This is a genomic window from Psychrobacter sp. JCM 18903 (assembly GCF_000586475.1).
Lineage (GTDB): Bacteria > Pseudomonadota > Gammaproteobacteria > Pseudomonadales > Moraxellaceae > Psychrobacter.
The window spans coordinates 93,123-116,925 of the sequence record NZ_BAWJ01000006.1; the positions used below are offsets into that span (position 1 = coordinate 93,123).

General features: G+C 42.0%; 15 protein-coding genes, 1 other RNA gene and 5 pseudogenes. 14 read left to right on the top strand and 7 right to left on the bottom strand.

The genetic code is table 11. From position 1 onward, the window contains the following. Window positions 1-329: 329 nt before the first annotated feature. Window positions 330-2,276 carry a TonB-dependent receptor domain-containing protein gene (locus TT12_RS05845; RefSeq protein WP_045452928.1) on the bottom strand — a complete coding sequence of 649 codons (1,947 nt, stop codon included), beginning with the start codon at window positions 2,274-2,276 and terminating at the stop codon, window positions 330-332. Window positions 2,277-2,695: 419 nt separating this feature from the next. Between TT12_RS05845 and TT12_RS16765 the strand changes: the two genes are divergently transcribed. Further along, entirely contained in the window at window positions 2,696-3,115 is a 420-nt protein-coding gene (locus TT12_RS16765; protein ID WP_243443418.1) for a hypothetical protein, read from the top strand. 44 nt (window positions 3,116-3,159) lie between these two features. Then, a complete protein-coding gene (locus TT12_RS05850) occupies window positions 3,160-4,689 on the top strand; it encodes a mechanosensitive ion channel family protein (RefSeq protein WP_243443419.1) in 1,530 nt (509 codons plus the stop codon). A 160-nt stretch (window positions 4,690-4,849) separates the two neighbouring features. Here the strand turns inward: TT12_RS05850 and TT12_RS05855 are convergent, their stop codons facing one another. From TT12_RS05855 to TT12_RS05875, 5 genes and pseudogenes are all read right to left on the bottom strand, one after another. Further along, complete coding sequence (locus TT12_RS05855) at window positions 4,850-5,482, bottom strand: DNA-3-methyladenine glycosylase family protein (RefSeq protein WP_045452931.1); 633 nt, start codon at window positions 5,480-5,482, stop codon at window positions 4,850-4,852. Window positions 5,483-5,643: 161 nt separating this feature from the next. Further along, a pseudogene (locus TT12_RS05860) lies at window positions 5,644-6,374 on the bottom strand (Smr/MutS family protein). A gap of 64 nt (window positions 6,375-6,438) precedes the next feature. Then, window positions 6,439-7,315: pseudogene (gene trpC / locus TT12_RS05865) on the bottom strand (indole-3-glycerol phosphate synthase TrpC). Window positions 7,316-7,385: 70 nt separating this feature from the next. After that, a pseudogene (gene trpD, locus TT12_RS05870) lies at window positions 7,386-8,506 on the bottom strand (anthranilate phosphoribosyltransferase). Window positions 8,507-8,614: 108 nt separating this feature from the next. Beyond that, window positions 8,615-9,238: an anthranilate synthase component II gene (locus TT12_RS05875; RefSeq protein WP_045452934.1), complete on the bottom strand. Its 624-nt coding sequence runs from the start codon at window positions 9,236-9,238 to the stop codon at window positions 8,615-8,617. A 704-nt stretch (window positions 9,239-9,942) separates the two neighbouring features. Between TT12_RS05875 and glnA the strand changes: the two are divergent. Both glnA and TT12_RS05885 read left to right on the top strand, forming a co-directional pair. Beyond that, window positions 9,943-11,349, top strand: a pseudogene (gene glnA / locus TT12_RS05880) (type I glutamate--ammonia ligase). Window positions 11,350-11,542: 193 nt separating this feature from the next. Beyond that, entirely contained in the window at window positions 11,543-12,286 is a 744-nt protein-coding gene (locus tag TT12_RS05885; RefSeq protein WP_243443420.1) for a DUF4124 domain-containing protein, read from the top strand. 200 nt (window positions 12,287-12,486) lie between these two features. Here the strand turns inward: TT12_RS05885 and TT12_RS05890 are convergent, their stop codons facing one another. Further along, a complete protein-coding gene (locus TT12_RS05890) occupies window positions 12,487-13,203 on the bottom strand; it encodes an SIMPL domain-containing protein (protein WP_045452937.1) in 717 nt (238 codons plus the stop codon). Between the two features lie 265 nt (window positions 13,204-13,468). Here TT12_RS05890 and ffs point away from each other — a divergent pair. The 10 genes and pseudogenes from ffs (at window position 13,469) to TT12_RS05925 (ending at window position 23,803) form a co-directional block, all read left to right on the top strand. Then, an RNA gene (ffs, locus tag TT12_RS15360) (signal recognition particle sRNA small type) lies at window positions 13,469-13,565 on the top strand. A 196-nt stretch (window positions 13,566-13,761) separates the two neighbouring features. Further along, window positions 13,762-14,358 (top strand): LemA family protein, encoded by a 597-nt coding sequence (locus TT12_RS05895; RefSeq protein WP_193011389.1) that lies wholly within the window; start codon window positions 13,762-13,764, stop codon window positions 14,356-14,358. A gap of 58 nt (window positions 14,359-14,416) precedes the next feature. Further along, window positions 14,417-15,013, top strand: a complete 597-nt coding sequence (locus tag TT12_RS16770; protein ID WP_243443421.1) for a M48 family metalloprotease — start codon at window positions 14,417-14,419, stop codon at window positions 15,011-15,013. Then, the gene (locus TT12_RS16775; protein WP_243443422.1) at window positions 14,997-15,275 is read left to right on the top strand and encodes a M48 family metalloprotease; all 279 of its coding nucleotides are present in this window, start codon (window positions 14,997-14,999) and stop codon (window positions 15,273-15,275) included. The genes TT12_RS16770 and TT12_RS16775 overlap by 17 nt, the downstream gene beginning before the upstream one ends. Beyond that, window positions 15,194-17,455 carry a M48 family metalloprotease gene (locus TT12_RS05900; protein WP_243443423.1) on the top strand — a complete coding sequence of 754 codons (2,262 nt, stop codon included), beginning with the start codon at window positions 15,194-15,196 and terminating at the stop codon, window positions 17,453-17,455. Before TT12_RS16775 ends, TT12_RS05900 begins: the two co-directional genes overlap by 82 nt. A 145-nt stretch (window positions 17,456-17,600) precedes the next feature. Next, complete coding sequence (locus TT12_RS05905; protein ID WP_045452940.1) at window positions 17,601-18,464, top strand: hypothetical protein; 864 nt, start codon at window positions 17,601-17,603, stop codon at window positions 18,462-18,464. 107 nt (window positions 18,465-18,571) lie between these two features. Further along, entirely contained in the window at window positions 18,572-19,681 is a 1,110-nt protein-coding gene (gene serC / locus TT12_RS05910; protein WP_045452943.1) for a 3-phosphoserine/phosphohydroxythreonine transaminase, read from the top strand. A gap of 249 nt (window positions 19,682-19,930) precedes the next feature. Next, window positions 19,931-21,760: pseudogene (locus tag TT12_RS05915) on the top strand (extracellular solute-binding protein). A 105-nt stretch (window positions 21,761-21,865) separates the two neighbouring features. After that, a complete protein-coding gene (gene gloB / locus TT12_RS05920; protein ID WP_045452946.1) occupies window positions 21,866-22,645 on the top strand; it encodes a hydroxyacylglutathione hydrolase in 780 nt (259 codons plus the stop codon). Window positions 22,646-22,735: 90 nt separating this feature from the next. After that, window positions 22,736-23,803, top strand: a complete 1,068-nt coding sequence (locus tag TT12_RS05925) for a microcin C ABC transporter permease YejB (RefSeq protein ID WP_045452949.1) — start codon at window positions 22,736-22,738, stop codon at window positions 23,801-23,803.

The window sequence follows — 23,803 nt, forward strand, 5'->3', positions numbered from 1 at the left end:
GGTATGATAAAAAGAATAAAAACGCAGGTGTCGTTATTTGCGCTGTCAACAATCAATGAGATGATTGTTTAACAGTTACCGAGCCTAACATGATGACTGATTAGCAGGACTTTGAAGCCTAAATGCACTATCAGATATTATGGCGCAACACCTCTCGGAGGTCGTTATTGTAATTGATGAGTCATGAATTGTCACCTGTTGGATAACATAAATAGCTGACGGTATAGGCACGTAAGAAGGCGAGCAGTAATATGTAGCAATAAAAAAGGCCATCGATGGATGACCTTTTTTATTCTCAGTTCAGGCAGTTTAAATAGTACCAAGAGAAATTAGTACCAGTTATAGGTCAGGGATGTGAAGAAGTTGGTGCCGTCTTGATTGTAACGCGAAGCATATTGACCAAAACTCTCATTGGTTGAGTAATCTACGTTGGTCAAGTTGTTAATACGACTTGTCCATGTCAGATTTGGACTCAAGTAATAATTACCACTGATATTGAATAACGTATAGTCCTCTATAAAAGTGCTATTATCTGCAACATTATAGGTTTTACCCACATATTCTGCTTCAGTACGAATATCGAACTCTGCAGCTTGGTAACCTATATATACTAGGCCAGTATTTTCAGGGCGATACACTAATTGTTTGCCTTTGTTAGCTCCGGAGTCCTCTTCAGCATTGGTGCGAGTGTATTGACCACCAAATAAAATATTACTGAGCTGCCAGTCTGAGGTAAAGCTATAACCTGACAAGCTTGCTTCATCAATGTTCAGTGCTTGATATTTATCAATACTACCATCGTATCTGTTATCAATAAGATTGTCGACATTACTATTAAAGGCAGTCAAACGAGTAGTTTGTATCGTATTGGTAGATTCAATAAATACTTCTAGGTTTTTACTCTTTTCGACTTTTAAATCTTCATTTGGAACATAGTAAGCACTCTCGATGTATAAGTCATTGAGAGTAGGCGCTCTATAGCCAGTAGCGAAGCTAGTACCTAGGCGTAGGCTAGGCGCTAGATTTACAGCATAACCAAGACCAAATGTAGTTTCGTGACCAAATTGTGAGTTATCGTCGAAACGAACATTGGCTTGAAAATCGTAAGCATCCTCATTTACTTGATAACCAGCAAAGCCACTCTTAATATCACGGTCATTTATTTTATAGCTGTCTTTACCACCAGCGCTAGGAGTATTGTCCGTAAGCTCTACTTCCTGCTGCAACCATTCGGCACCCGCTTGAAATTGTCCTATAGGTAATTTATAAGTGCTTATCAAATTCGCCTGTTTCTGCTTGGTTTCAAAGGCATCGCCCACTTTGTTATCAATCTTATCCAAACTCTGACCCGCTGATAGTCGTACTGTCAGCTTATCGTTTTCGTATTGTGAAAATGCTGATACGGCACCATTCTCTTGATCAATCTCTGCATTGGGACCTGGTCCAAAACTAAAGTTATCAAACTCTGTCGTTGACTTAGAGAAAAGTCCAGTTGCGCCAACGCTTATATTTTGAGTAATAGGCATACTAGCATTTAAGGCAAAGTTATTGCTCTCAAAGCCATCGTCATCTTTATCATTGCCTGTTCGGTTGTCAAGCGCGCTGATACCTTTGGTTTGATTCCGACTAGCGGAAAGACTCAGTTTTGCGCCTTGAGCATTTGCAAACTGCGCTGTTGCACCATAAATATAGTGGTCATGTGAGCCAACACCTGCGGTCACAGAAAAATTAGTTTGATCGACGTCACTGCCTTTAGTAAATATTTGAATGACGCCGCCCATAGCATCTGAACCATAAATGCTAGAGCCTGAAGCACCGTATAAAATTTCAATACGATCAATTTGATCGGTCGGTAATAAGGCTAAAGCGGGCTGACCTGTTGACATTGAGCCATAACGAACACCATCTATTAGCACTAATACACGCTTACTATCATAGCCGCGAAGATAGAAATTACTGCTTTGACCCATACCACCATCTTGTTTAATGCTAAATCCTGGCTGCCGTCTAAGTACTTCTAAAACCGTCTGACCTTGAAAGCGTTTTAAATCTTCTTTATCTACAACCCGAGTTTGCGCAATTACATTGCTGGTTTTAGTGGGGGTACGGGTTGCTGTTACGATGATTTCATCAAGCTCAACTTGTGGTAGCTCACTATCGTTAATAGTAGCAACGTCAGGTGTCGCTGCCATTGCTGTGTTAACCGCAAGTAAACCTAGTGCGCTTAAGATACTCAAACGAAGGTAGGTACGTGAAGATGAACGTGATAAAGACATAGTCAATTCCAAAATAATCATATTAAAAAATGCAGGAAAAAAGTAACCATACTGACGTTAACATGGCTAAAAATTACAAAAAACAGTAGACAAGCAAAACTGCGTTCATTATCTACAAAACAGACCGCTTTATAAACCACTTTAACCTAATGTTATTCACGGTAAGCTGAGTAGTTTTCATGATAGATTGCGGTTTATTCATTTAATGATTGTCACTCTTATTCATAGTAGACATCGACAAGGAGTGTCGTGAAAGGTGATAAAAAATTAGCAGCCATAAGCAAAGGTGAGAGTAGATAATTCACATAGATGACCATAAAAACGTGTAATCAAAAGCACTGCTGTTATAAATAATTGCTATTATAGGGAAGCACTCATTTGTTCTTCGTTGTACCATTCATAATGCTAAGAGGTTTGTTTTGTCTATTAAGTATCGCCTGATTCCTATGATTCCCAGTCCCGAGTTGTCTTCACCATACTCAACCATCAAAATGCCACTAATGGCAATTTTATTTTTGCTTGTGATGCTGTTGAGTGCGTTGTTGCCCAATAATGCATTTGCTGCTGAAGCTAGCGCACTGGGAATGGGTGGCAGTACCAGTGAGGAGTCGGCGAGTACGCCGATACCAGATTCATTCGGACGCGATACACCGCGCCATACCGTACAGGGCTTCATCAGTGCGTTAGGTGAAAATGACTATCTGCTGGCGAGTAATTATTTAAACTTATCAAAGTCTGACAATCCAACCACAATCGTTCGTCAATTCAAGCAAGCGCTGGATGCAGGCGGGCGTTTTCAGCCTGATTTGCAGATTAATAATACGCCTGAGGCAACCTAACTGATCAGCTACCGCCAAGCCAAGAAAACGTCGGTGCGATTAATGTGGGTGAAAAAAGTGTGCCACTGATACTTGAAAGAGTGGTATCTAAGCAAGGAGAGCAGTACTGGCAGTTTTCTACAGATACGCTCAGTTCAATACCAGAAGTCATAGAAAATACCGAACCAACGTTAGTGTCTCGCTATACTTTTGATTCCTTAGAAGGCAAAAAGCTGTTTGGTTATCAAGTGGCGGATTTAGCCGCAGCGTTAATGATGACTGTCGGCAGCTTTGTATTTACTTATATCATGGTATGGCTGCTGTACCATCTATTACGCATCGTCTATCCTCGTGTGCGCGGCGTACCATTGCCATTACCTGATAAGGTCGTATTGCCTCTGGCAGTGGTCATCATGGCGCTGATATTGTCAGAAGTGATGGTGTATGCAGGCGTGTCGGTGACGCTACGTGAACCGATCAATCGTTTTACCGAGATTGCATCTTGGCTTGCATTGACTTGGTTGCTGTTACGAGTCATCGATGCCATATTCACTCGTGCGGTAAATTTAAGTTATAAGAAAAATTATACTGAACGTGTCTCAATCTTGGGGCTGCTACGCAAAGTGGTCAAAGCGTTGCTGCTGATCTTTGCCGTGATTGTTATCTTCGGCAATTTGGGTTTTGATTTGACCACGGGTATTGCCGCCTTGGGTGTGGGTGGTTTGGCATTAGCACTGGGTGCGCAAAAAACCATCGAAAACCTTGTTGGTAGTGTCGTGGTCGTGGCGGATTCGCCCGTACGTATTGGTGATTATTGTAAGTTTGGCACTTATGAAGGCACAGTCATTGATATTGGTATTCGCTCATCACGTGTGCGCACCTTGACGCGCACTGTTGTGACTGTACCAAACGGTGATTTCTCATCAATGCAGATTGAAAATTTTACATCCCGCGATATGTTTCGCTTCTTCCATCAGTTATATATTAAACGCACTGCTGATATTGATGTGGTATTTAAGATGGTCAAGGACTTGGATGAGTTTATAGATGAGCATTATTTGACCAACCAAGAATGGAATCAGGTCAATATTTTAGAGCTACGTCAAGACTGCTATATCATTCAATTACAGGCGTATGTTAATGCTAATGGCGTGACTGAATTCTATGACAAACAGAACGTTTTATTTGTTGATTTATTGAACCAAGTGGCGAAATATGATGTCGAGCATGCTTTGCCAACGCAGCAGCTTATTGTCAATCAAACTGAGCTTGAGCATCACATAGAAAACGAAATTGAAGATAAGAATAAGGAAGACAACGTCGCGGAAACGACAAAAGATATGTCAAATGATGACCATACTGATGATGATGCTAGCGACAATAAGGATAACAGCAACGATGATAAGCATGCCGTGGACTTGAGTAAAGATAACGTCAAGACAAATGAAAAGGGCAGCCAGCAAACGACTAAATCCGTAGAGAGTAAAAAAGACAATGCGTTAAAGGCATTGAGAAATAAAAGCCGTATGATAAAGAAAATCAAGTTCAAGTACGCAAAAAGAAAATCTGGCTTTTCTATATGGAATCAGCCATAAAATTATGGATTAAAAACTGTATAAGATAAGCACTTGAGGTAAGTATCAAGCGTTTATCTTATACGATCCACAAAAATTAGAACAGCAAAGAAAACGAGTGCTAGACTAAGCTTAAGCTAAGCGAGTTTGATAAGGTGAATCATCACTTGAGTATTTGGTATTATAAAGGAACAGCGGTTTGATTACGTAATAAGCCGTAGTATGACCATAGCAATAGACTGGCAGCGCTGCGATGTGGCGACCAATCTTGTGTTAGATTCTTTAACTGTTTTGGCGTTGGGCGTTCCGTTAAGCCTAATAACGCCGTCGCCGCTACTTTAATTGCTAGATCATCGACCGCAAGTACGTCTGCACGTTTCAGTGAGAATAATAAATACATTTCAGCCGTCCAGATGCCAATACCAGTAACGGCCGTCAGCACTTCTATTGCTTCTTCATCAGGCATAATTTCTAACGCAGCAAAGTCTATATCATGATCGACTAATGAGCGAATATAACGGGTTTTTTGTTTAGATAACCCTTGCGCTCTTAAGTCCTCATCTGTTGCTTTGATAATTGCCTGTGGATTCGTTAAGGCGGCATCAAGTAGTCTTTGCCAAATACTGGCTGCTGCTGCCACAGACAGCTGTTGACCAACCATTGCTCGCATCAACTGCTCAAACCCACCGACATTATGCCGTAGACTGGGCATACCAACTTGTTCATAGATAGACAAAAATCTTGGCTCGATAACAATCAAAGCCATGATATGTTCATGTAGCTGTTGCGTGTTCTCAATGATCTGTATGCTCATAAATGTCCGATCCTAACTTATGCAAATACCGCTATCGTTAGATGTTAAATATAGTGGCTGTAGTAGATAAGGATTAAATAGTGATTTTAAAATGAGCATAACAAAAAGGACTGCCAATAAGCAGTCCTTTTGATTCTTCATACTAACTCTAACACTAAAAATTATTCACCATCAGCTTTAGATTTTTTGAGCAGTACCAATACAGCACCGTTACCACCATCTTTGGCGGTGCAGAGCAAAATGCCAATACTTCTGGTAGTTGACGCAGCCAACCATTGACGCAGGTTTTTAAAATGGCTTCACTGCCTTTACCATGGACGATTTTTACCATGGTCTCGTTTTTCTGTTTCGCTTGGCTTAGGAGTTGAGTCATGGCCACGCGTGCTTCTTCGATGGTACAACCATGAATATCTACGGCGTCATACCAACGTAGCTTACCTTTTTTAAGCTGATCAAAGATTTTATTCTGCAAAGTCGGCTGTTTGTAAGATAAATAGGCCTCAGCAGCGACAGGGTTGAGTAGTGCTTGCATATCTGACAAGCCAGCTCCCAAATCACTCGCTTCACTACCTTGCGCAGCAGCACGTTTAGACAAGGTGGTCGCATCAGGCTTGCCCGCTTTGCTAGCATTGGCAGGTGAGCGTACGTTTTTGTCTTCAAGCTGATTGACGCCATGCATTGCTTGCATAAACAGAACTTTGTCATCGTCAATATGCTCGCTAGCCATTTGCTTGACAGTCTTGTTTACTTGCTTTTGCGTGGGCAATGATACAGGCTCAGTAGGCTTTTGGTTTTCATCTTCAGGCGAATTGGTATCGCGACCCTTGCTAAGTTGGCCTTTTAGCTCTTTGAGCTGGTCTTGCATTTCTTTTGAAAATAGAGAGTTTGACATAGAAGTTAACGTATCGTTGGTTGATGAATGATTGATTTAAACTGTTCAGTAGACTTAAGCCACTTTACCCGTCTGCTGCGACGCCCGCAAGTAAGGATTGTAACGCTTGTCCAGGATGATCAGTCTTCATGAACTGTTCACCGATTAAAAAGTGCTGAATGTCATTATCTAACATCAAACGAATATCAGCGCTATTATGAATGCCACTTTCGGTGACGATAAGCGGTTTAAGCGTGCTATCCACATCAGCCGCCAGTGCGTCGATTAAAATATTTTTTAGATCCAGCGTGGTTTGTAAGTCGACATCGAAAGTATTCAAATCACGATTATTAATACCGTAAATATTATGCGCTGAGCGCGGTAGCTGTAGCGCACGTTCAAGTTCGAATTGGGTATGGACTTCTATCAATACATCCATACCAATTCGATACTTAGCGCATGCAGCTCTTGTACTTGGGTGTCGTCAAGGCAGGCCATAATGAGTAAAATACAGTCAGCTCCCATCAGATAAGATTGATAGATCTGGTATACATCTATCATAAAATCTTTACGCAGTATCGGTAGGCTTACCGCATTAGCTGCTTGAATAAGATAGCTATCATCACCTTGGAAATAATCGCGATCAGTCAATACAGACAGACAGCTGGCGCCCGCTTGCTCGTATTGTTTGGCAAATAGGCAGGCGCGAAGTTGTGATTGATAACGCCTTTAGAAGGAGATGCTTTTTTAATCTCAGCGATGATACCAATATTATGCTCTTTAGTGCTAGCCGCCCGCAGCGCCGCCGCGAAGCCACGACGTGGTTTGTTATCTGCCGCGACTTGCGCTTGTAAATCTTCAAGAGATAATACCTCGCGTGCGGCATTTACTTCTTCCACTTTAGTGGCGACAATGCGTTGCAATACGGAAGGAATATCTGTCTTAGTTTCTGTATGAGTCATGCTGGTATCCGAATATCGTTGAATGTAAATAGACAAAATAGCTAGAGTGCACAGTAATGGTGCTTAGCCGTTAAGCAGGAGTCACTAGTTGCTGCGTGTATGTGGCGAGAGACTCAAGCTTGAGTAGAGCATCACCATTCTGAATGACTTTTTGTGCCCGGCTCACACCATTAGAGTAGTTGCTGGCAAGTCCTGCGGTATATATGGCCGCGCCTGCATTTAGTGCAATCATATCACGTGCTTTAAGTACAGCACGATCTTGAGAGTTCTCTCCTGATAGAGCCGCGCGAATCAGCTCAAGACTTTGCGCTGGAGAATCTACATCGAGACCGATAAGGGTTTGTGACTCAATACCTGCATCTTCTGGCATCATCTCATAAACAGATATCCCACCGTCTTTTAATTCAGCGACAGTGGTTGAGGTAGCGAGACTGATTTCATCCAAACCGTCTTTTGCGCCCACAACCATGACATGACGTGCGCCTAAGTTTTTCATGACTTTAGCGATAGGCTCGCACAGCTGAGCGGTAAAGACACCGATTACCAGATTGGGTGTGCCAGCAGGGTTGGTTAATGGTCCTAAAATATTAAAGATGGTGCGCGCTTTGAGCTCGCGGCGTACTGGATTGGCATAACGCATCGCACTGTGATGATTGGGCGCAAACAAAAAGCCGATACCTTGGTTTTCGATACATTCTTTAGATTGCTCAGGAGTAAGTGCCAGACTGATACCTGCTTGCTCAAGCAAATCTGAGCTACCAGAGTTGGTAGAGACGCCGCGGTTACCATGTTTGGCTACTTGAGCACCAGCAGCGGCAGCAACCAATGCTGATGCAGTAGAAACGTTGAATAAATTGGCACCATCACCGCCAGTTCCGACAATATCGACTAAGTAATTACAGTCCCGTGGTTCGATATTGGCTGCTAACGCACGCATTGCACTGGCAGAGGCAGTAATCTCATCGATGGACTCACCTTTCATACGCAGACCAGTCAAAATAGCACCCATCATGCGTCGCTACATCTGCCTTGCATGATAATCAGCATCACCTGATACATCTCATCAAAGGTTAAATCAATGTGCTGAAAAATTCGCCCCAAAGCCGTCGTCAGTAGCGTATGTGTCTCTTCATCAGACAGTTGAGCAATGTTAGTTGGGGTAGGGTTTTTATTTGTTTTTGTCGTACTCATTATGATCTCTCTTGATGTTTTTATACGTTAATTTTAAATTATAAATAAAATAGGTTTTATTTTGATTTTGTTATTAACGCCTTTTTTAGAACATGCTTTAATAAACTGTTAGCCGACTTGTGGTAGTTCATCTGAGGTTAGTGCTGACAAATGATGCGTTTGCAAAAAATTGTTGAGCAGCTGATAACCTGCTTCGCTTAAGATAGACTCAGGATGGAATTGTACCCCTTCTATCGCAAATGTTTTATGACGGATACCCATGATTTCTTCAATACTGCCATCACTGTTTTGTGTCCATGCGGTCAGCTCAAGACAATCGGGCAGGCTGGTTTTATCAATGACAAGCGAATGATAGCGCGTGACTTGTACGGGATTAGGCAAGCCTTCAAAGACACCTTGGTCAGTGTGATAGACGGCGGATAAGCGACCGTGCATGACTTCACCAGCCTTGACCACTTGTCCACCAAATGCTTGTCCAATTGCCTGATGTCCTAGGCAAATACCTAGTATCGGTATCACGCCCTGAAAAGTCTTGATAGCTTCTAGAGAGATACCAGCCTGATCAGGATCGCAGGGACCGGGGCCAATGACGATCGCATCTGGCGCAAGGGTTCTAATATTTTCAATAGTGGTTTGATCGTTACGCCAGACGGTGATGTCCTGCTGTAATTCACCGAAGTACTGTACAATATTGTACGTAAAGCTGTCGTAATTATCGATCATCAGAATCATTAGCGTTCTACTTATTGAGTTCTACTTATGGAGATGGTTATATAACGCCGTTATCTTACCACTATTTTGTAGACTATCAAATGTAGGGTACAGGCGACCCAAATAAGTGGTGAATAACAATCTATTTTGCTTGTTAGATGACATTCGTTAACATCTCAAACGCACTAAAAAAGTACATAATTTTTATTTATACATTTAATATGCACTAATTTAGTGCATAAGTGCGTTAGTAATGATTCTAGATAAACAATTTGCATGACACCACTGACGATAAATCTACGGCTGTAATATTGTCAAAGGTATTATAAGTTACTGTAATTATTATTAATAACTATACTTATGTCTTCGATATTTTTTTATTATAAAAAACTGGCATAGCCTTTGCATTATTACTGTTATGATTATCTTTGGTGATAAAGTGGTTCAATAATTATTATTAACAAGTGCCTGAAGAGTTCAGCATAATGAGTGATATGTTGTTAGAATAATATCGAACCAAAACACTGGCGGGTCTTATTAAGCGCATAACTCAGATGACTATCTTGACTAATAATATTGACAGTGCTGAGAATAAGCATAATATTAAACAGGATATTTAGCGCTAAACGCAGCGCTGACTGTTATCAAACCAGAGATTTTTAACCAACAGATTGTACCTATAATTTTAAATCGCAATAACCTAATCAACACAACGGAGACTATTTATGTCGAACAAACTACTAGATCTTATCCAATCCTCTAATGCTAAATGGTTGATTTTCGCTTCACTGATACACGTGGTAAAGAGCAACATATCAGCTTTCCAGCGCATAGCGTTGACGAAGAAGTGATGGAAGATGGCAAGATGTTTGATGGCTCATCTATTGCTGGTTGGAAAGGTATCGAAGCGTCAGATATGATCTTGCGTCCTGATCCAGAGACGGCTTTTCTTGACCCGTTCTTTGATTCACTTACCGTAGTTGTTACTTGCGATATTATCGAGCCATCAACGCTACAAGGTTATGATCGTGACCCACGTTCTATTGCGCGCCGCGCCGAAGAGTACTTAAAGTCAACGGGCATTGGCGATACTGCTTATTTTGGTCCTGAGCCTGAGTTTTTTATATTTGATGATGTGAAATGGTCAATTGATATGTCTGGCGTTAGTCACAAGATCACGGCCGAAGAAGCGGCATGGTCGACTAACAATGACTATGAGTGGGGCAACATGGGACATCGTCCACGTGTTAAAGGCGCTTATTTCCCAGTACCACCAATCGATAGCTCGCAAGACATGCGCTCTGTTATGTGTGAGCGTTTAGAAGAAATCATCGGTGAAGGCTGTGTTGAAGTTCATCACCATGAAGTTGCGCCTTGCCAGTCAGAAATTGGTGTCGCTTTCAATACGTTAGTCAAAAAAGCCGATGAAGTACAGCAGCTAAAGTATGTTGTGCATAATGTTGCGCATCAGTTTGGCAAAACGGCTACCTTTATGCCAAAACCAATCGTTGGTGACAACGGTTCAGGCATGCATGTGCATATGTCAATCTCCAAAGATGGTGTCAATACTTTCTCAGGTGATGAGTATGCGGGTCTTTCTGAATCTGCACTGTATTTCATCGGTGGTATTATTAAGCATGCGCGTGCGTTGAATGCGATTACCAACCCATCGACTAATAGCTATAAGCGCCTAGTACCGCATTATGAAGCGCCTATCAAACTTGCGTACTCAGCGTCTAACCGCTCAGCATCTATCCGTATTCCACATGTTAGCAGCCCAAAAGCGGTACGTGTTGAAGCACGTTTCCCTGATCCAGCGGCCAACCCATACTTAACGTTTGCAGCGTTACTAATGGCAGGTCTTGATGGTATTCAAAATAAAATACATCCGGGTGAAGCGGCTGACAAAAACTTGTATGACTTACCACCAGAAGAAGAAGCACTCATCAACCGTTGCGGAGAGCTTAGAAGTTGCACTACAAGCCTTGCGTGATGATCATGAGTTCTTGTTAAAAGGTGATGTATTCACTGAAGACATGTTAGAGGCATTCATCGCTTTGAAAGAAGAAGAAGTGCAACGTGTCAATGTAACCGTACATCCCGTTGAGTTTGACTTATACTACAGCTGCTAATTTACAGCTAATACGCTCATAGCAAGCTCAATTCATAAAACCAGTTAAGGCAATCTTAGCTGGTTTTTTTACGTCTCAATAATAATTTGCTAAATCAACGGATCTGTCCTCTTTGAAATTATTACTGATTTAACGCCCAAAGTATCGCATAATAGATATTCATAATATTAGGTACTCATTAGGTTGACTGACTATGACTTCATTATCAAAACCGGTTTTTTCAAACAGTAAGTTAGGGTTAGCACTGATTGCTGCTACGATGATTAGTATGGCAACTCTCTACGCCCCTTTGGTAAATGCTGCGCCTATTTATAAAGTTATTGACGAAAAAACAGGTCAAGTCACCTTTACCGACCGCCCGCAAAATTATGAGCAGCAGGCAGGTAAAAAAATCAGCCAAACGGGTGTCACGACGAAAGAAAGTCGCGTCAGCTCAAGTAACAGTGACAACACGAGTAGTCCGCCTTCTTCTAGTAATGTTAATACGACTACGCAAAATACTGCTGCTAAAAATAGCCCTGACGCCAATTATCAGCTTGCTATTACTGAACCAAGCGCAGAACGTGCATATCGTCGCCCAGCCCAAAGCATTGATATAAAGGTGCAAGTGAAGCCGGAGTTACAAGCAGGTGATAGTGTCAGTATTTATTTGGATGGTAATGAAGTCGCGCAAGGTCTCAGTGCATCGATTGCAACGGTAGATGTTTTGCCAGGATCGCACAAGATAAAAGCCGTGTTAAAAAATGAGAAAGGTCAAACACTCAAACAAGTAGAGCGTACGGTTTATGTGATTCAAAACAATACAACATTGCAAAATAATAAGAAAATCGCGCAACAGCTTTTAGCTTATCAAAATCTACCTTGGTATCAAAAAGTACTGTTAAAAATGCGTCAAGAGGCAAAAAACCGAATATGCAATCATTTACTAAGCCTATAGTGGATAAACCTATGACGCTTGAGCAACCCGTGATAAATTAACTTATAGTCAATGTGTCAATCATGGATAAGTATAAGAACCTATACAAAATAGAGTAACTTTATAAGTTGATTTCTTCTATATAACATAAAGGCAAGCGCTGATTGCAGCACTTGCCTTTATGTTTATCAGGATATTTATCAATTCTATGTATTTATAGCTTATTTAGTCAATTCAATCGTACCGTTAGCAGTCACTGAGATAGTGCTATTGCCAGATTCAAAACTTTGGCTAGGTACTGATTCGTCTGCTGCGCCTGCTTTCATACTCATAGCACTATACATCGGACGTGGGTAGTTGCTACCTGTATTTAAATTCACATTGACCACACGATAGCCACGAGCATCCCAAGCGCGTGTTAGGTTTTTAGCTTGTTGCTGAAAAGCACGAGACGCATTGGTCATCAGCTTTTGCTCAAGCGCATCCTTTTTGGTATCTGAGACACCAAAGTTCAGATTGTCCATCACCAGCGTTTCTTGTAGGTCAGCGATGAGTTGGCTAGTTGCTGCAAAGTCGGTACTTTTTAAATCGATGTTTGCTTGTCCTGTCCAGCCAATGATTTTGTCATTTTTGTCATAGCGAGGGTAGGTGCGCTGTTGTCCGGTACTCACGGTAACGGTTGGATAGCGCTTAGCAATTTTCATGGCATTATTAATTGAGGTGTTGAGCGTTGTCGCTAGAGTTTTAGAATCCGTTGCCTGCGCTTTTTTATATAAGCTGGCTCGTACTTCATCATTCTGGATTTCTTCTTTTACTTCTGTCTGAAAGGTAAGCTGATCGTAGCCTGTTGGTTCTGCATGCGCGCTACCCATCATGGCTGTGAGTAGAAATGCAGTACCAGTCGTTAGAGCGGCTTTATTAAGTAAAGTGGTTTTCATAATGATCTCCTGAGTGAGTTATATCAATAGTATTTAGGTGAGCCATACCATAGGTAAGACTCGCCTTATTATGAGAAGCTGTCCATTTTAGTTATTAGTTGATACCGAGTATGCTCAGCTTCCTCAACTAAAATAGCAAAATTTAACAGGCTTGCTGTGAGAATTTTGTCACCTAAGTTACAGGGCGTTTGGAGGTAATAGAAAGAGTTTTACGATAGGGGTTGTAATATTTAAAAATTCTTGTATAATTTGCAACTGGTGGCTCCATTGGTAGCCTCGCAACATTGTTCTATGAACCCCGCCAGGACCGGAAGGTAGCAACGGTAATAGTCACAGTGTGTGCCGAGGATTTGCTTTTGGAGTCGCTTTTTTTTGCCTAAAATTTGATACCTGTTTTGATATTTAATCAGAAATGCTCGTTTGATCTATTAAGCCCTTCATTGTAAAGGGCTTTTTTTCGACCTTTTTTTGTCCGATTTTGACCTTTGATTGATTAAGATGGGTTAAAATACAATGTATTAACTTTTATTAACATTCTGGACACTTTAGGGTTTTCTTATGAAGATGTTTGTTTGGTTGTTCATTGCCTTCGTGCTACTAGTGATTGTGTTTGGCGTATCTATATTTAATAAATTGGTACGCGCTCGCAACCAAGCGAAAAATGGTTTTGCTCAAATAGATGTGCAACTGAAGCGCCGTCATGATTTGATTCCAAATTTGGTTGAAACTGCTAAACGCTATCTAACGCATGAAGAAGAGACGCTGACCCGTGTGATTAGTGCACGTAATCATGCCCAGAGCTTGCAAGACTCCAATATACATCAGCCAGACTCGCTTGAGCATATGGCGCTATTTGCCAAAGCTGAGAGTATGCTGTCTAAAGCGTTAGGGCAGTTTTCAGCGGTTGTGGAAGCTTACCCTGAGCTAAAGGCGGACAGCATGATTAAAGAGTTGATGGATGAGCTGACCAATACTGAGAACCGCATTGGCTTCGCCCGTCAGCACTATAATGACAGCGTGATGTTCTACAACAATGACCGCGAGGTATTCCCCAACAATCTTATTAGTACGACTTTTGGCTTTCGTCCATTAAGCCCGCTAGTTTTTGAAGACAGAAAGGTGATCGCTCAAGCACCTGTCGTCAATATGGGCTGATATTGAATTATATTCATATGTTCAGATGCGTTTAGCTATTTTTAAGTCAGGCATATAGATGGATTTTTTTGGTGAACAACGCACCCGTACCCAGCGAAGTTTGTTGCTCTATGGGCTATTTTTTCTTATTGTCTTTGCCCATCTGGCAGTAGCGCTGGGTATCATGGCGCTGCTGCTAACGATATTTACTGGTGGCATTTATCATTGGGTGTTGATACTGGTTGCTATCTGGACAATCGGTAGCTTTGTGATCGGTAGTTTTTTAGAGTACAGACGTTTAGAAGCGGGCGGTCGCGCTATTGCTCAGCGTGTGGGCGGGGTTCGGCTGTTTATCGACCACAGCCAAGATGCGTGGGAGCATAGTCAAGGGGTTGCCCATCAGCATGAGCCTATACCAAAGGTTCGTTTCAGCGCCCACCATATCGCCGTGCGTAATGAGCGAGATTTTCCGCCTGTCTACCGTCGTTATTACGAGATTGCCCAGCAGCTAGCCATTGCTTCGGGTGTACGTATGCCGATTCTTTATATACTGCCTGATGAGCAAGGTATTAACGGCTTCGTTGCGGGTCGTCATAGTCAAGATATGGTGTTGGTCGTCACTCAAGGCGCGATTGATAAGCTGTCCGATGAGGGGCTGTATGCTGATAGGGCATGAATATGGTCATATCTTGCATGGTGATGCCACTTTTAATTTGCAACTGATGGTGGTGCTGGCAGGCTTGCAATTACTCTATGACTGGAGTGATTCTATTAATAATTTTGGCGCTGGTAATCAACGCAGTCATCAGAATAGCCATCACAATTATTTTGATGATGCGTCAATCGACGCAATCTATTGTCACAAAGAGCCGTCGATAGCCATGCGCGTAGCACTGAAGCCCAAACCGCCAACTTTACCACCCATAGTGAATGGGTAAGCTATTGGCAAAGTCAATCACAAAGCCAGCAGTCGTCAGCTAAGAGCCAGTCACGATGGCTACAAAATAATAATAAGTTCGATAGTCAAGCACCGCGCAATATTTGGACGTTGTTAATACATGGATTGAGTTTTTCGAGTATGGCCAGTGCGCAACTGATTAAACACAGCTTTAATCGCCAGCGTGAATTGCTTGCCGATGCGACCAGCGTGCAGCTGACACGCTCGCCGGCTATTATGGCAACACTGAAAGCCATTCATCAAGATTCGCTTGGTTCGCGCTTAACCAGTATCGCCGATATTAATGGTCTTAGTCACTTCTTCTTTGCTAGTAGTGGTGCTGATTTGGGTGACGTCTCTTGGTTTGCCACCCATCCGAGCTTGGCTGAGCGAATGAGTGCCATTAATGCCCACGCTTATCATGATTTTGCGATAAAAGTAGCTAAAGAAAAGCGCATAAATCAACAGAAAATAAAAGAGATATATGAGCAGCGGCGATTAGGGGATTGGGGCGTCATAAAAGCAAATAGCCTAAGCAAAAATAAACAAGAAAAAAATAGCCAATCATCAATATTTGAAACTCAATCAGCGTTAAATAACAATAAAAGCAATAACAATAAAAGCCTTACTAATAACAGCAATGATGTTATAGACAAAAAAATTACTGCTTTTCCTGCAAATGAAATAAAGAATGAGTTGGACGAAGATAAGGGGCTAGAGTTTGTTATCGAGAAAGATGTCGTTGTTGCAGGACGTTTACAGGTTCAAGCGCAAAATACCGGTATTCATCAGTTGCTCAAGCCATGGCAAGCAAAACCTGATAGCGATTTGCCATCGGATACATTGATTGGTATCGACGATAGACAAAAAGTTTCACTGCCGCAGTATATACTCAATCACAGTTATCACCCGCTCGGGGCGCAAGCTTTGATTGAAGCAGTTATGTTGTGCCATCAAGGTCGTATATTATCAACGACTGAGAGTTATGACTTGAGTGATATCTGGCTTGGACTTGCTAACGATAAAACGTCTGCTGCTGAAATCGATAATAACGCTAGCGCTAATATTAGCAGCCACCCCCAATTTTTAGCGCATACGATAGATCATAAATTATTAGCGGCAGTGGCACATCTTGATAGGCGTTTAGACAACGCATTGATTGCATTGGCAATAAAGCAACTGAGTCAGCATAACCTGTCAGAAACTGCTATCAATGAATTGCGTTTCAGATATGAAGAGAGTCATAGCAATCAAGATCATCAACATTATGTGCAGCAAAAAAAGTGTCGTACAATGCTGATGCGCTATCAACAGGGTATCATTGAGCTATTTGAACACTACCTCACGGCGGATTTAAGCCAAAATATCGCCGATAATATAGATAATGATGATTCTATTGATAAGCCTCAATTATTATCAAATCCTTTAGAAAATACCAACTCTCGGTTGCCATCGATTTTATCATTATGGCAAGCGCTACAGTTGCAGCAACTATTACCGATATTGTCTACTATATTGAACGAGACACACGTGCATGCTCAGCCTCAGCTATTATGGTTATGGCAGCAAGCATTGCAAGCGGGTAGAGATGATATTTATGACCAGCTTGACCCTTCAGAACAGGTATTTGATGGTCTCGATGTTGCGGCGAAAACAATGCTTGTTTTATTGGCTTATCGGCTATCAAAAGATGTTAAGGGTCAGGTCGTATCAGCACTAGATAGCTCAGTACACATTTCATCACCTATTTCAGTACTCGGCTATAATAATGACAGTGTTGCTCACTATCTTGTGGATTTGCGGCGTCACGCACGTTTGATTGATATTGACTTAGCCGCCGTTAGTGACGCAAATTTGCAATGGCTACTATTGACTACGCAAAATATAAATAGTGTTCAATTATTGGCAGTGATAGAAGCGGTGCCTATTTTATTAGCATCTGCCAGTCAGTCGTGTGCATCAGAAGCCAAAGGTGATGATAATTATCGACAGAGGCAACAGGGCGGCGCTCAAATAGATTATAATGTGATTAATAATAAGCCTTATGATTACAATGATTACCGGCAATGGCTGAGCACATTGCATACGGTGATGTTACACGATACGATAGTCAGTCAAGATGAATATGATTGCTTGTCCATGTTAGCCAATCATTGGCTAGGCGTTCGGCAGCTTTTTTGAGCCATGTCATTGATGGCATTTGAGTGTTCTTTTTTAAATTGAACCGACTATATCTTTAATCCTTTTTTTAACATCGTTCTTTAATATTGTTTTTGACATTAAAAGCCTGTAAATCCATTTTAGATAAGTAGGATAGTAAATAAGCATGAGTGATATCCAAGACCCGCTAATTATATTGCAGCATCGTATGCAGCAGCGCCAAATTTTAGCGATGATGGGTATCAATCAGTGGGTGCAGCCAAGCTCTGAGACCATAAATATCGCAGATATTTCTGCGCCTACTCTGCCTGAGCAGACTATAGCTAACTCAACTTTAGCTAATGCTAGCAGTTCTTCTGCGACGAGCACTGAACAGCCAACTATTGAGTCTCCCAATCGTGATGATATAAGCGTTGGGATGTCGCATTCAGCATCTGCTAATCACTATTATGATGATGCTAGTGAGATAGGTTTACACCATTCTGACCCGCAAAGCCCTATTACTTATAGTTTTGACTCGACTGCCTCTGACATCTCTAAGCCCGCCGTGACTTCCCTTGTAAATACAGTCGTTCAGCAAACTTCTATTGTTGATATAAATGATGCTTCGAGCTTTGAAAATGGCAGTTTTAAAGAAGAGGGCTTTCAAGAGGAAAGCTTTAAAAAGGTAGCACCCTTTGATTTGCAAGGTGGTCGTTATGGTGATTGGGTGATTTTGGTGGATATCCAAGCACTTAATCATGACAGCCAAAAACTGTGGCAAAATATCACCCAAGCGTTATCCATCAGTTGTGAGACGACATCGTTCCCTATCTGTGAAGGTATGGATACGGCTGAGCTTGCCAATGCCAGTCTTGCTGGATACGTCTTTAAAATCGGCCGTAGCGAAGAGATAAAAATTGCCGCATTGACAGTGTTGCCTGACGGTCTTGAACATCCTAGCGTGACTACTGTGCCCACACTCGATGAGATGCTTGCTGATAGTAGCCTTAAACGTCAGCTTTGGGAGCAGTTATCGAGTCACAGTTAAAGGCTTACCACTTACTATGATAGAGATTAAAAAATAACGATAAAATTCACCTTCAACATTCAACCTTTAATAACCACGATGACTTCATCATATTTAGGATATTGATTATGACCACTAAAGCCGCTCCTAACCGCGTACCCAATTTTTCAGCGGGACCTGCTACTATACCGACGGCCGTATTATCACGCGCTCAAGAAGAGTTGCTTGATTGGCAGGGACGCGGCATGTCGGTTATGGAAGTGAGTCACCGTAGTAAAGAATACATCGCCATTACCGAAAAAGCCGAAGCCAAATTGCGCTCGCTAATGGACATTCCAGATAACTATAAAGTTCTATTTTTACAAGGTGGCGCTAGCTTACAGTTTTCAGCGATTCCATTAAACTTGCTAAATGGTGGGCGCGCAGACTATCTAACGACGGGTGCATGGTCTGGTAAAGCGGTCAAAGAAGCACAGCGCTATGAAAAGCTTGGTCTTGGTGAAGTGAATCAGGTCGCAACGGGTAAAGACAGTAGCTTTACTGACGTACCAGCCCAAAGCGAATGGAACCTGAGCGAAGATACCGCCTATTTCCATTACTGCGCTAACGAAACCATTCATGGTTTGCAAATATTTGAGCCGCCACAAGTCGATGCACCAATTGTCGTCGATATGTCTTCTTGTATTTTGTCACAGCCCATTGATGTCTCTAAATTTGGCATGATTTACGCAGGTGCGCAAAAAAATATCGGGCCAGCAGGTCTGATTATCGTGATTATCCGTGAAGACCTATTGGGTCAAGCGAGTGAATGGTGCCCACTGCTGATGAACTATGAGCACCAAGCTGAAAAAGAATCCATGTCAAACACACCAGCGACGTATTCTTGGTATTTAGCAGGACTAGTGTTTGATTGGTTAGAGGAGCAGGGCGGCGTTGCTGCTATTGGCAAAATCAACCAACAAAAAGCTGATTTACTCTATAAAACGATTGATGATAGCAGCTTTTATAGCAATCCAGTTGATCCCAAATATCGCTCTATCATGAACGTGCCTTTTACCTTAGCCGACAGCAGCCTTGATAAAGTATTCTTAGAAGAGTCGGAAGCGGCAGGCTTGATGAATTTAAAAGGTCACCGCGATGTGGGCGGTATGCGTGCCAGCATTTACAATGCAGTGTCATTAGATTGGGTGCAGCAGTTGGTTGACTTTATGATTGCGTTTGAGAAAAAACACGCATAAATTAGCATGGATTTTAAAACAAAAGACGCAGCTTATAAAAGTTGCGTCTTTTTTATACGCGTTAGTATTCTTTTAAGATAAATGATGCATCATGTAGCAACTCTAACGCTGCAAATCATTAGGTTAAAAAACCTAAGTTTGTTATGATAAAATTCTGCGGCACTCACTCTTTTTTAATTATATGGTAGCACTTAAGTAAAATTTCATCATATTCATTGGGCTCGCACAAGGGTTTGTTATAACTTTATTATGATAAAAAATACCATGCTAAAAGCCGTCTTACTTGCCATGACTGTAAGCTGGATACCTGCCAGTATCGCGGTGCCAATCACTACTACTGCGCTTGGTCATAATAGTACCACTGAGTATATTGACGTGCCCTTTATGCCTTATGCCAATCCAAAGGCACCGACAGGTGGTATATTATCACTTGAGGCGCGTGGTACTTTTAACGCGGCTAATAAATGGATGACCACAGGTGTGGCGATGGTTGGTACGGACTATCTATATGATACCTTGATGACTGGCTCATTAAATGAAGCCTTTACCATGTATCCGCAGCTGGCAACCAAAGTAACTTATGACCCTGATGATACCAGTTGGATTATCTATCATATTAATCCTGCTGCGCGCTTTTGGGATGGCACGCCGGTCACCAGCAGTGACGTCAAAGCGACTTATGATGCACTGTTAAATAAAGGTCCGATGTATATTCGCAGCTATTTGGGTGATATTAAAAATATTGAAATTATTAATAAGCAACAAGTAAAATTCATCTTTAACTCTGATGACAATAAAGAGATTTTATTAACCGTCGGACAGTTTCCTATTTTTGCTAAGTCCTCTATCGATACGGATTTTGAAAAAATAACGTTGACGCCATTGATGGGCAGTGGACTTATAAGTTAGGACGTGTCGATGCAGGGCGCTCGGTCAGCTATGTACGTGATCCCAATTATTGGGTCGTGATTTGATGGTCAATCGCGGTCGTTATAACTTTGATATGATTAAGTTTGTTTATTATCAAAGCGAAGAGATTGCCTTTGAAGGTTTTAAGTCTGGTCAATATCGTTTTCGTCCGGAGAATAAAGCCTCTAATTGGGCAACAGGTTACAATTTTCCCGCCGTCAAGGCAGGTTTGATTCGTAAAGAAACCATCAGTAGCGAAAATCCCGTGCCAATGCAGGGTTTGGTCATGAATATGCGACGTCCCATCTTTCAAGATATTCGCGTTCGCCAAGCACTGAGCAAGGCTTACGACTTTGAGTGGATGAATAAGACCTTGTTTCATGGGCAGTATGAACGCTTGCAAAGTTTCTTTCATGGCTCCGAGCTTGCCGCAACAGGGATGCCGTCTGCTGAAGAGATGCAGGTGCTTACGCCTTTATTACCGAAGCTTGAACCACTGCAACGTCAAGCCGTATTAATGGAGTGGCAATTGCCGACCAGTGACGGTAGCGGCTTTAACCGTAAAGGACTGTTAGAAGCGCGGCAGCTGTTGCTAGATGCTGGGTTTTATTATAACGATATGAAACTATATCAGCCCAATGGACAACTTGCTCAGATTGAGATATTGATGACAGGCGAAACCATGGTCGGGTGCTGCTGCCATATATTCGAAATCTAAAGCGCTTGGGATTTGATGCGACGTTACGTCAAGTCGACGGACCACAATATTATGAGCGGGTACGCCGTTTCGATTATGATATGGTGGTCGATGTATTTGCTCAGAGTTTATCCCCTGGTGCGGAACAAGTTGGCTTTTGGGGTAGCTCAGCCGCTGACCAAGTGGGCAACAGAAACACTATTGGTATTAAAAATACGGCGATTGACACAGTAATAGATCAGTTAGGCAAAGCCAAGAATCGTGATGAGATTGTTTTATATGCTCAGGTGCTCGATCGCCTACTACGTGCTGGTCATTATTTAGTGCCCTTATACGGAAAATCAGCGACCAATGTCGCCTATTGGGATCAATATCGTCATACTGAAAAACTGCCCTCTAATGCCATCGGTATTGACTACTGGTGGACGGACAAAGAAGCAGAAGCACGTGTTAACCAATACTTGAAGCAATAATTTAGAACAATAAAGGAAATAACGCTGCATCTTAAAATTTTATTTGGTTTAAAAAAAACCATAAAAGACATCAGCAATAAAGATAACTACTGGTAAGGATTTAATATGACTATCCGCATTCACCCAATCAAAGCGTTTAATGACAATTATATTTGGACATTGATTAATGAAAATAATAAACAGGCGATCGTTATTGATCCTGGTCAAGCTGAGCCTGTCATGAGTTATTTGGAAGAAAATAAATTAGAGCTGACGTCTATCTGGACGACTCATCATCATCATGACCATATCGGCGGTGTCGCAGAACTGCAAGAGTCTTATCCGATGACGCATCTGGTTGCGCATACTGAGCATAATGTCGATGAAGATCAAACCATCAAAGATGGCAGTACCGTCAGTGCGTGGGGCTGTGCAGCACAAGTATGGGATGTGTCCGGTCATACTGCTAGCCACGTGGCTTATATTTTGGATATTGACGGGCTTAAACATTGCTTTTGTGGCGATACTTTATTTAGTGCTGGATGCGGACGGGTATTTACGGGGACGATTGAGCAATTACACAACAGCTTTAAGCGTTTAAATGGTTTGCCAGCTGAGACGCTACTATATCCTGCGCATGAATACACTGCCAATAATCTGCGCTTTGGACTATCTATTGAACCTACTAATGAAGCAATGCAGCAAACTCTGGTTCAAGCAGAAGAAAAAACCACCCAAGGTATTCCGACGTTGCCAGTCTCTCTAGAACATGAGCGCGCAGTCAATGTGTTTTTACGGACGCAAGAGCCGAGTGTGATAGCAGGGGTGAAGTCTAAAGCAACCATCGATGATGATAAATCTTTGGCTGTATTTGCTGCGCTACGTGAGCTTAAAAATAACTTTTAAACCATAACGGGCGCTTCGACTGACGTTTTGATAGTTATTAGCTGCGTATTCTTTCTGTCGTCATATTTATTATCTTAGGAAGCCACCGTTATGGGTCGTTATATCTTAAAAAGGTTACTGCTGATATTACCGACGCTTTTTTTGATATTGTTGGCGAACTTTGTGATTGTACAAGCAGCGCCTGGTGGTCCTGTCGAGCAGCAACTGGCGCTTATTGAGCAAGGTGCAAAAGACAATGCACTTGGCGGTAATATTGGCGCAGGTAGTGCGGGAAATAACAGTACCTATCAAGGTACGCGTGGCTTATCTGAGGAAATGGTTGCAGCGATTAATGCCCAATACGGGTTTGATAAATCGGCACCTGAGCGCTTTTGGCTCATGTTAAAGAATTACGCTCAGCTAGATTTTGGTGAGTCTTTTTTTAAAGGACAGTCGGTAACGGATTTGATTATCGAGAAATTACCCGTTTCTATCTCGCTTGGGCTCTGGAGCACGTTGCTGATTTATATGATAGCGATTCCACTAGGTATCTATAAAGCCATGCATCATGGCTCGGGGATTGATAAAGTTACTGCCATGCTACTGGCTATCGGGCATGCAATACCCGTTTTCGTATTTGCCGTTATATTACTGGTGTTTTTTGCCGGTGGTAGCTACTGGAATATCTTTCCACTGCAAGGCTTGACCTCTGAGAACTTCGATCAATTAAGCACGCTGGGCAAAATCAAAGATTACTTTTGGCATTTGGCGCTACCACTGCTAGCAAGTACGGTTGGTGGTTTCGCTGGCTTGACTTATTTGACCAAGTTTAGCTTTTTGGAAGAGCTCGGCAAGCAATATGTGCTTACTGCTCGTGCTAAAGGTTTGGCTGAGCGTCAAGTGCTATACGGACATGTGTTTCGTAATGCCATGCTGATTATTATTGCAGGTATTCCAGCGGCTATCGTTGGCATTTTCTTTGCCGGAAACTTCTTAATCGAGATTATCTTTAAGCTTGATGGTTTGGGTCTCTTAGGTTTCGAAGCCATTCAGCAGCGCGATTATCCCGTAATATTCGGTACACTATTTATCTTTACCTTGGTCGGGCTATTATTACAGTTAATCAGTGATTTGAGTTATCACTTAATTGATCCTCGTATTGATTTTGAGGGGCGCTAA